This is a genomic window from Terrisporobacter sp. (assembly GCF_017888745.1).
GTDB lineage: Bacteria > Bacillota > Clostridia > Peptostreptococcales > Peptostreptococcaceae > Terrisporobacter.
Genome location: NZ_JAGHFM010000294.1, coordinates 1 through 9,731 on the forward strand (window position 1 = coordinate 1; position 9,731 = coordinate 9,731).

11 protein-coding genes and 1 pseudogene are annotated in these 9,731 nt (G+C 28.8%); all 12 read left to right on the forward strand.

The genetic code is table 11. From position 1 onward, the window contains the following. Positions 1-1,730, forward strand: a 1,730-nt coding sequence (gene mfd, locus J7G74_RS13425) for a transcription-repair coupling factor (RefSeq protein WP_297136264.1), incomplete at its 5' end; no start/stop codon positions are given. A 15-nt stretch (positions 1,731-1,745) separates the two neighbouring features. After that, positions 1,746-2,738, forward strand: coding sequence for a peptidylprolyl isomerase (locus J7G74_RS13430; RefSeq protein ID WP_297136266.1), 993 nt, complete (start codon positions 1,746-1,748; stop codon positions 2,736-2,738). A gap of 108 nt (positions 2,739-2,846) precedes the next feature. Further along, entirely contained in the window at positions 2,847-3,386 is a 540-nt protein-coding gene (locus J7G74_RS13435) for a stage V sporulation T C-terminal domain-containing protein (RefSeq protein WP_297136268.1), read from the forward strand. A gap of 145 nt (positions 3,387-3,531) precedes the next feature. Next, positions 3,532-5,145 carry a putative polysaccharide biosynthesis protein gene (locus J7G74_RS13440; RefSeq protein ID WP_297136270.1) on the forward strand — a complete coding sequence of 538 codons (1,614 nt, stop codon included), beginning with the start codon at positions 3,532-3,534 and terminating at the stop codon, positions 5,143-5,145. A gap of 69 nt (positions 5,146-5,214) precedes the next feature. Further along, positions 5,215-6,663 (forward strand): nucleoside triphosphate pyrophosphohydrolase, encoded by a 1,449-nt coding sequence (gene mazG, locus J7G74_RS13445; protein WP_297136272.1) that lies wholly within the window; start codon positions 5,215-5,217, stop codon positions 6,661-6,663. A 78-nt stretch (positions 6,664-6,741) separates the two neighbouring features. Next, a complete protein-coding gene (locus J7G74_RS13450) occupies positions 6,742-7,026 on the forward strand; it encodes an HU family DNA-binding protein (protein WP_297136273.1) in 285 nt (94 codons plus the stop codon). A 71-nt stretch (positions 7,027-7,097) separates the two neighbouring features. After that, on the forward strand, positions 7,098-7,340 hold the full coding sequence (locus J7G74_RS13455; RefSeq protein ID WP_297136275.1) for an RNA-binding S4 domain-containing protein: 243 nt from the start codon (positions 7,098-7,100) through the stop codon (positions 7,338-7,340). 59 nt (positions 7,341-7,399) lie between these two features. Next, complete coding sequence (locus tag J7G74_RS13460) at positions 7,400-7,654, forward strand: YabP/YqfC family sporulation protein (protein ID WP_297136277.1); 255 nt, start codon at positions 7,400-7,402, stop codon at positions 7,652-7,654. A 2-nt stretch (positions 7,655-7,656) separates the two neighbouring features. Then, positions 7,657-8,133, forward strand: a complete 477-nt coding sequence (gene yabQ / locus J7G74_RS13465) for a spore cortex biosynthesis protein YabQ (protein ID WP_297136279.1) — start codon at positions 7,657-7,659, stop codon at positions 8,131-8,133. Next, positions 8,130-8,417 carry an FtsB family cell division protein gene (locus J7G74_RS13470; RefSeq protein WP_297136281.1) on the forward strand — a complete coding sequence of 96 codons (288 nt, stop codon included), beginning with the start codon at positions 8,130-8,132 and terminating at the stop codon, positions 8,415-8,417. The genes yabQ and J7G74_RS13470 overlap by 4 nt, the downstream gene beginning before the upstream one ends. 55 nt (positions 8,418-8,472) lie before the next feature. Beyond that, positions 8,473-9,399, forward strand: a complete 927-nt coding sequence (locus J7G74_RS13475; RefSeq protein WP_297136283.1) for a Ppx/GppA phosphatase family protein — start codon at positions 8,473-8,475, stop codon at positions 9,397-9,399. 86 nt (positions 9,400-9,485) lie between these two features. Then, a pseudogene (locus J7G74_RS13480) lies at positions 9,486-9,731 on the forward strand (stage II sporulation protein E); the annotation flags it as partial.

The window sequence follows — 9,731 nt, forward strand, 5'->3', positions numbered from 1 at the left end:
GAGTTAAGTTAAATAAGCTTGGAACTAGTGAATGGAGTAGAGCAAAGGCAAAAGTTAAAAGGGAAATAGAGGATATGACTAAAGACCTCATAGAACTTTATGCTAAGAGGGAAAAAGTCAAAGGGTTTAAATTCTCTAAAGATACAGTTTGGCAAAATGAGTTTGAATCTCTTTTCCCTTATGAAGAAACAGAAGATCAGTTAAAAGCTATAAAAGAAACTAAAAAGGACATGGAATCTTCTAAGGTTATGGATAGATTAGTTTGTGGTGACGTTGGATACGGTAAAACAGAAGTAGCAATAAGGGCTATATTTAAAGCTTGTATGGATGGAAAGCAAGTAGCTGTATTAGTTCCTACAACTATTCTTGCTCAGCAGCATTACAATACTTTTAAGGAGAGATTTGAAGATTATCCTATAAGAGTGGAAGTATTGAGTAGATTTAAAACTGCAAAACAACAAAAAGATATTATAAATGATGCTAAAAAAGGTTTAATAGACGTATTAATAGGAACTCATAGAATTGTTTCAAAAGATATTAATCTACCTAAACTAGGACTAGTAGTAATAGATGAAGAACAGCGTTTTGGAGTTAAACATAAGGAATCTCTTAAAAAAATAAAGAATACTGTGGATGTATTAACTTTATCTGCTACGCCAATACCAAGAACTCTTCATATGTCACTAAGTGGTATTAGAGATATGAGTGTTATAGAAGATCCTCCTCAAGAAAGACATCCAGTTATAACTTATGTAACAGAAGCTAAGGAAAGTGTCATACAGGATGAAATAGAAAGAGAACTAGCTAGAGGTGGACAGGTATTTTTCGTATATAATAGAGTAGAAGGTATTGAAAAAATGGCAGCTACCATACAAAATTTAGTACCTGATGCTAGAGTAGCAGTAGCTCATGGAAGAATGACATCAAAATCACTTGAAAACATTATTTTCGATTTCTTGAACAAAGAGTATGATGTCCTAGTTTGTACAACGATTATTGAAACCGGGATGGATATTTCAAATGCAAATACTATGATAATTTATGATGCAGATAAAATGGGGCTAGCTCAACTGTATCAGTTAAGAGGTAGAGTTGGAAGAAGCTCTAGACAAGGATATGCATATCTTATGTATGAGAAAGATAAAGTTTTGAGTGAAGTTGCAGAAAAAAGATTAAAAGCTATTAAAGAATTTACTGAGTTTGGTTCAGGGTTTAAGATAGCTATGAGAGACTTAGAAATAAGAGGTGCAGGTAATATATTAGGTTCTCAGCAGCATGGACATATGGCAGTTATAGGATATGACTTATATGTAAAAATGTTAAATGATGCCATAAGAAAAGTTAAAGGTGAACCTATAATAGAAGAAGTAGATGTGGAAATCGATTTAAGTGTAAATGCATATATACCAGACTATTATATTGATGATGAATTAATAAAATTAGAAATGTATAAGAAGATTGCATGTATAGAAACTAAAGAAGATTTATCCGAAGTACAGGATGAATTAGAAGATAGGTTTTCAGATATACCTAAGCCTGTTGAAACTTTATTAAATATTGCTTATATCAAGTTTATGTGCAAAAAACTTAAGATAGAAAAAGTAAGACAAGTTAAAAATGAAATCATACTAGCACCTTTAACTAGATACAAAACTAAAGAAACATTGGGTCACAAAATAGTTAAAGAGTTAGAAGAATTATTAGAAAAAATGTGTAATATCAAAAATTAAATCAAGAGGTGTTTTATGGGAAAAATATTATCGTTGATTTTATCATTGATGGTAACAATATCATTGGCAGGATGTAGTTCAAATAAGGCAGTCGCTACCGTAAATGGTACAGATATTATTTTAGGCAACTACGAAAAAACATTAGCTTTAAATAAATCTTCTATGGAATTATATTATGGAAGTGAAATATGGTCACAAGAAATTGAAGAAGGAAAAACTTATGAAGATTCATTAAAAGAAATGGTTTTAGAATCAATGATTACTTCAGAAGTTATATACCAAAAGGCTGAAAAAGAAGGTATATCACCAACAGATAAAGAATTACAAGAGGAAATAGATACTTTTAAAGAAAAAATAAAAAATGATGATGCTTATCAAAAACAGCTTAAAGAAATAGGTATAAATGATAAGTTTTTTAAATATCAATTTGCTAGGGATTTAGCTAATGATAATTTAAAAAATAAATTTGCTAAAGATGCAAATATTACTGATGAACAAATGAAAAAGTACTATGAAGAAAATAAACAAAGCTTTTATATAGATACTGTTACAGCATCTCATATATTAATAAAAACTCAAGATGATAAAGGTAATGAATTATCAGCAGAGAAGAAAAAAGAAGCTAAGAAAAAAGCAGAGGAAATTCTTGCTAAGGTGAAAGCGGGAGATGATTTCTCCGAATTAGCTAAAAAGTATTCTGAAGATACGGCATCAGCTACAAATGGTGGAAGCTTAGGTACATTTGGTAGAAATGAGATGGTGGCTGAATTTGAGGATGCAGCATTTGATATGACAGCAGGAGAAGTTTCTGAATTAGTAGAAAGTCAATTTGGATATCATATTATAAAAGTATCTGATAGAGTGAATAAACAACAAACTTTTGATGAAGTAAAGGATGAAATAAAGGATACATTAGTTGATAATGAATACAACGAATACGTTGTGAAGTTAAAAGACAATTCAAAGGTAGAAGCTAAAGAAGATATTGTAAAATCAGTTAAATTCTAATATAATAAGCTATGTCCAAATTAGGATATAGCTTTTTTTGTATATTTTTCTTGTCAATGGTAAAAATATATACATATTAAAGACAGTAATGGAGGGATTAATAAATAAATGAGAGCTACAGGAATAGTTAGAAGAATAGACGATCTAGGAAGAGTTGTTATTCCTAAAGAAATAAGAAAAACTCTTAGAATAAGAGAAGGAGACCCTTTAGAAATATTTACAGCTAAAGACGGAGAAGTAATCTTAAAAAAATACTCTCCAATAGGAGAATTAAATGAATTCTCTCAAGAATATGCAGAAACATTAGGTGAAATACTAGGCCAAGGAATCGTTGTAACAGATTTAGATTCTATAATAGCTGTATCAAAATTACCTAAAAAAGATTATAGAGAAAAAAGCATAAGTAATGAATTAGAACAGTTAATTGAAAATAGAGTAGTTAAACATGCTAAAGATAATAAAATGATACCATTATATAAAGATGATTCTACTCAATATAGCGGTCAAATAATTATGCCAATAATAAGCGATTCAGGAGACTGCATAGGTTCAATCTCAGTAGTTACTAAAGAAAACGAAGTCTTCTCTGAAGATATAGAAAAAATACTAAAAATAGCAGCTAGCTTTTTAGGAAAACAAGTACAATAAATGATTATTAGGCCCTTCGAAAGAGGGCCTTTAATATTTACATAAATTAATCACAAAAAAATTAAAAAATGCTAAATTGTTGAATATACTATTATAGATATGTTATATTAAAGTTTGTTATAGAATTAAATGGAGGTATATTGTTATGAGCAATAACACGAATAAAGAATCGTTTTTAAAAGGTGCGCTTATACTTGGATTAGCAGGTATAATTACTAAGATCATGGGGGCCTTTTTTAGAATTCCTCTTGGAAATATAATTGGTTCAACGGGGTTGGGATATTATCAAGCAGTATATCCTGTATATACTTTATTTTTAACACTGGCTACGGCAGGGTTTCCTACAGCACTTGCCAAATTAGTTTCAGAACAAAGAGCAGTAGGTGATTTTGGTGGAGCAAATAAGACATTTAGAATATCATATACAGTTTTATTTATTACTGGATTGATATCATTTTCATTTTTCTTCTTTGGAGCAGACTTTATATCTACAGTGATTTTGAAAAATGAAGGTGCATATGCAGCATTAATTGCTATTTCTCCTGCATTATTATTTGTACCATTAATGTCTTCTTATAGAGGGTATTTCCAAGGAAGAAGAGAAATGTCTAAAATAGCTATTTCTCAAATAATTGAACAGTTTTTTAGAGTAGTATTAGGATTATTTTTAGCATCTATGCTTATGAAAAACTTTGGAGAGCAAATGGGAGCTGCTGGTGGAGTACTAGGAGCTGCAATAGGTGGATTTGCATCAGCTATATTTTTAATTTACATATATTTAAGAAGTAGTAAATCTAGAAAAGCTGAAATGGCTCAAAGTAAACATATAAAACTTGAAAGTACAGCTACTATATTAAAAAGATTATTATATGTTGCTATACCTATAAGTATAGGTGCATGCGTAATGCCTTTGGTAAACATGGTAGATAGTGTAATAGTAGTAAGAAGACTTACGGAGACTGGATTTAATATAGAACAAGCCAATTCATTACTTGGTCAATTGTCAGGAATGGCAATATCAACTGTAAACTTACTTATAGTTATAGACCAAGCTATAGGTATGAGTTTGGTACCAGCTATTTCAGAAGCTTATGCACTGAAGCAGATGAAGCGAGTAAGAAAAGAAGCTAAGACAGGTTTAAAAACTATATTATTAGTTACTTTACCAGCTACATTTGGATTTGCAGCTCTTGCAGGGCCAATAATGAAACTATTATATCCAGCTGAACCAGCATCTCTTGGAACCATGTTATTAGTAGTGTCTCCATGTGCAGTATTCTTAGGTTTAATATATGCACAGAATGGAATACTACAAGGCATGGGAAAACCTATGGTTCCAGTTATAGCTTTAGCTATAGGTATGATATTTAAAGTAGTACTAAGTTATGTATTAACAGGTATACCATCAATAAATATAATAGGTTCTGGAATAGGTACTTTATCAGCATACGCAGTAGCATCTATAATAGAGTTTATTTATATAAGGAAACATCTGAAATTAAAATTATCACCAAAAGAATTCATTATAAAACCATTGATAACGGTTATAACAATGTACGTAGTTGTTAAATTATCATATGGATTTATGGTAGATTTCTTAGGAAATTCATTATCAACTCTAATATCTATAGCTATAGGTGGAGTTGTTTATGGATTAGTATTATTAGGAATAGGTGGAATTAGAAAAGATGAAATTTTAACTCTACCAAAAGGCGAAAAAATATATAGAATCTTAAATAAACTTAAACTTATGAAATAAAAATATAAAATAAAAGGGGATAAGGTCTATGAGTATATAATCTTATCCCTTAAATATAGGAGAAAAAATATGGGAAAAATATCTATTGTAGGACTAGGTCCTGGAGATTATTCTTTAATTAGTCAAGGTGTACTAGATGCATTAAGTAATAGTTCAAATGTTTACTTAAGAACTAAGAAACATCCAACAGTAGATCAACTAGAAGAAAAGGTTAAATATATAGCTTTAGACTACTTTTATGAGAATGAAGAAAATTTTGAAGAAGTATATACAAAGATTTCTCAGTTCATAATAGATAAGGGCAAAACTGAAGAATTGGTATATGCTGTTCCAGGCCATCCAAGAGTGGCAGAAAAGACAGTAAGTATAATAGAGAGCTTAGCTAAGGAAAACAATATAGAACTTGAAATAATACCGTCTATGAGCTTTGTAGACGCAATGTATAACTACATAGGTGTAGATCCAGCAGAAGGATTTAAATTATTAGATGCTTTTGAGTTAGAACAATCTTATATTGATACAAATACTAATACAATAATAACTCAAATATATGATCACTTTATAGCCTCTAATGTTAAATTAAAGTTAATGGAACATTACGATGATGAACAAGAAATATGCATAGTAAATGGGGCAGGAATTAAAGGATTAGAAAGTAAAACATATGTAAAACTTTATGAGTTAGATAGACAACCTGAACTATTTAGTTATTTAACAAGTTTATATATACCAAAAAGTAGTAAAAAATTATATAATACAGTACATGATCTACAAAATATAATGAAAAAGTTAAGAAGTCCTGAAGGTTGTGAGTGGGATATGAAACAAACTCATGATTCACTAAAAAAATATCTTATTGAAGAAGCTTATGAGGTAGCTCAAGCAATTGATAATGATGACATTGACGAATTAATAGAAGAATTAGGAGATGTACTTTTACAAGTTATTTTCCATTGCCAAATAGGTGAAGAAGAAGGATATTTTAATTTAGGAGATGTGTCAAGTAGCATTTGTAATAAATTAATACACAGACACCCTCATGTTTTTAAAAATATTGATGTAGATATGAATAAATTTGATAAAACATGGGAAGATTTGAAAAAGGAGGAAAAGGGAGAAACCACAGTTACTGAAGGTTTAGAACGAATTCCTCAGTTTTTGCCAGCTCTTACTAAAGCAGAAAAAATACAACATAAGGCAGCGTTGGTAGGGTTTGACTGGGATAATATTGACGATGTTTGTAAAAAAGTTGAAGAAGAATACAAAGAACTACTTGACGAATGTAAATCAAGGAATATAAAATACATAAAGGAAGAGTTAGGCGATTTATTATTTTCAATAGTAAATTTGGCAAGATTTTTAGAAGTTGATCCTGAAGAAGCATTAAACCTAACTAGTAAAAAATTTATCAAAAGATTTAAATTTATAGAACATAATGCTACACAAATGAATAAGACATTAGAAGAGATGACATTAGAGGAAATGGATGAACTTTGGGAAAAGGCTAAATTTCAATAAATAATAGAAGGAAATTTTATTAATATATAGAACTTAAAAAAAGAGTTTTATATGAACACATTTTAGGAGGTAAGAATAATGAATAAAGCTGAATTAGTATCAAAAATGGCAGAAAAAAGTGAATTAGAGTTAACTAAAAAACAAATAGAAGATGCATTAAATGCATTTATGAGTTCTGTAGAAGAAGCATTAGTTAATGGAGACAAAGTTCAATTAGTAGGTTTCGGAACTTTCGAAACAAGAGAAAGAGCTGCTAGACAAGGTAGAAACCCAAGAGACCCACAACAAGTTATAAATATACCAGCTTCTAAAGCTCCAGTATTCAAAGCTGGAAAAGTTTTAAAAGAAGCTATAAACAAATAAGAATATAATACATTGATAAATAGATAAAAGTGTGGGAATACCACACTTTTTCTGCATATTAGGGAGGTATCATGAGACTAGATAAGTTTTTAAAAGTATCAAGAATAATAAAAAGAAGAACAGTTGCAAAAGAAGCTTGTGATAAAGGCATAGTTACAATAAATGGAAAGTTAGCAAAATCTTCTTCTGAGGTTAAGATAGGGGATATCTTAGAAGTGACTTTTGGAGAAAAAAAGATGAAATTTAAAATAACTGAAATAAAAGAGCATGTACTTAAAGCAGAAGCTAAGGAAATGTATGAGATAATAGAATAATATTTATATAACCTCAGTATATTATATTAGGAGTAATTTATATATACTGGGGGGATATGATGGAACATAGTATAAGTCTAAAAGAAAGATCAAGCCTAGTTATATCAGGTGTAGATCATATATATTCTTTTAATGATAAGAGAGTAGAACTTTTAACATCTGCAGGACGATTAATCGTAGAGGGTGAAAGTTTGGATATGAGTAAGCTTAATTTAGAAGAAAGTATAATTAGTGTTGAGGGGACAGTGAATTCTTTAAATTATGTAAAAGATAAAAAACCTGAGGAAAAATTCTTGAAAAAGGTATTTAAATAAGTATGGGATTTTTCATAGAAGATATAAACATATTTTATCTAACTCTTTATGGTGGTATAGTAATAGGATTACTATTTGATTTTTATAGGTCTTTAAGAAGAAATTTTAAAGTAGTAAGGAAAATATCATTTTTATTTGATTTGATATTTTGGATATTAATAACTGTAGTTATATTTATAACTATAAACACTTTAGAAAAGTTTGATTTAAGATACTATCATTTTGTAGCCTTGTTTTTAGGTTTTGCCTTATATTACTACACTATAAGTAAATATGTTTTTATAGTATTCAATAAAATAATTTCTTTTATTACAAGCTTATTCAAAAAAACTGCACATTACATAGTCAGTTTTTTAAACAATTTGTATTACATTATTATCTATTCAATACATCTTATATTTGATATTATTTGTTATATACCAAGTGTACTTTTATCTAACAAAAGAAAAAGAAAAAATAAAAAGGGTGTAGGGATATGAAAATATTAAAAAGATTTTTACCGCAATCAATAATTGTTGGCTTATTTGTATTTTTTTTAGTGTTTAGTATCATAACAGGTTTTATATTTCAAATACAAAAGATAAATCAGTATAAGGCTGAAATAATACAAATTAACAATGAGATAGAAAATACTAAAGAGGAAATAAATAGGTTAGAAAAGTTATGCAATGAAAATGACTTAGAAGAAGTTGCTAGAAATCAACTAGGTATGATTAAATCTAATGAGATAATATATGTAGATTCAATTGAAAGAGATAACTAAGTTATCTCTTTTTCGTTTATAATAAAGTATAAGTTTTATATAAGGAGGACGAGAGATGAAAATAGGAACTATTGATATAGGAACAAATTCTATGAGACTTTTAATAGCAGATTATAAAAATAACAAAATAGAGAATAGAAAAAAATATATAAATACAACTAGAATAGGCCAAGGGGTTGATGAAAAAGGTTATATCACTGAAGATGCTATGGAGAGAAATTTAAATGCTTTAAAAGAATTTAATGATATATGCAAAGAGCAAAATTGTGAGGAAATTTACTGTATGGGTACATCAGCTTTAAGGGACAGTAAAAACGGGAAGGAATTTGTTAAAAGAGCAAAAGATATTACTGATATAGACGTTAAGATAATATGTGGTGATGAAGAATCTAATTTAGGCTTTTTAGGCGTGCTAGAGGGAACTGAAGGAGATAAGAAGGATAATATTTTAGTTATAGATATAGGTGGAGGATCAACAGAATTCATATTTGGAAATGAGGAAGGAATAAAGTTTTGTAAAAGTGAAAATGTAGGTGCTCTTAGAATGACAGAAAAGTTTATTACTACAGATCCTATAAATGAAGAGGACTTTAACCGTATGCATTCTTTTATTGAAAGCACTATTTCTTCAACATTAAAAATACTTAAAAATAAAAAAATAAGTAAATTAGTTGGAATCGGAGGGGCTATAACTTCAGTTTCAGCTATAAATCAACAATTAGAAGTATATTCTATGGAAAAAGTACATAATAGTGAGGTTGCAAAAAAAGATATAGAAAAAATTCTACAAAATTTAAAAAAGATGACATTAAACGATAAGAAAACAATAAAAGGCCTACAGCCTAAAAGAGCGGATATTATAACAGCTGGTGTAACAATATTGAATATTATAATGGAAAAATTAGAATTTGAAAAAATAATGATAAGTGAATATGATAATTTGGAAGGCTTAATGTGTCAAAAATCAAAAAAAATGTCTTAATTTTTTAGGAATATCTAAACCAATTGTGACAAAATATAATTCTCCCCTTTGATATAATTCATTGTAAACAAAGGAGGAGATTTTTTATGGAGAGAAATGGGGCTGCTGTAAAGAGCAGAGGATTTAATATTAATAAAATAAGAATTGATAGATATATAAATTTCAAAACAGCAATTTTTATGGCAATAGGGTTCTTACTTAGCCGATTTACTATAGTAGATGAAATATCACCTTTTGGTATAGCATTCTTTCTATTTTTTATAAAATTAGATTATTATAAATATCCAGTTTTTTTATCTACTTTATTAGGAATATTGCTATCATTTAATAAC

Bases quoted from the DNA above. Each gene is read 5' to 3' on its own strand.
- J7G74_RS13430 (WP_297136266.1), top strand. From the start codon at position 1,746: ATGGGAAAAATATTATCGTTGATTTTATCATTGATGGTAACAATATCA.
- J7G74_RS13435 (WP_297136268.1), top strand. From the start codon at position 2,847: ATGAGAGCTACAGGAATAGTTAGAAGAATAGACGATCTAGGAAGAGTT.
- J7G74_RS13440 (WP_297136270.1), top strand. From the start codon at position 3,532: ATGAGCAATAACACGAATAAAGAATCGTTTTTAAAAGGTGCGCTTATA.
- mazG (WP_297136272.1), top strand. From the start codon at position 5,215: ATGGGAAAAATATCTATTGTAGGACTAGGTCCTGGAGATTATTCTTTA.
- J7G74_RS13450 (WP_297136273.1), top strand. From the start codon at position 6,742: ATGAATAAAGCTGAATTAGTATCAAAAATGGCAGAAAAAAGTGAATTA.
- J7G74_RS13455 (WP_297136275.1), top strand. From the start codon at position 7,098: ATGAGACTAGATAAGTTTTTAAAAGTATCAAGAATAATAAAAAGAAGA.
- J7G74_RS13460 (WP_297136277.1), top strand. From the start codon at position 7,400: ATGGAACATAGTATAAGTCTAAAAGAAAGATCAAGCCTAGTTATATCA.
- yabQ (WP_297136279.1), top strand. From the start codon at position 7,657: ATGGGATTTTTCATAGAAGATATAAACATATTTTATCTAACTCTTTAT.
- J7G74_RS13470 (WP_297136281.1), top strand. From the start codon at position 8,130: ATGAAAATATTAAAAAGATTTTTACCGCAATCAATAATTGTTGGCTTA.
- J7G74_RS13475 (WP_297136283.1), top strand. From the start codon at position 8,473: ATGAAAATAGGAACTATTGATATAGGAACAAATTCTATGAGACTTTTA.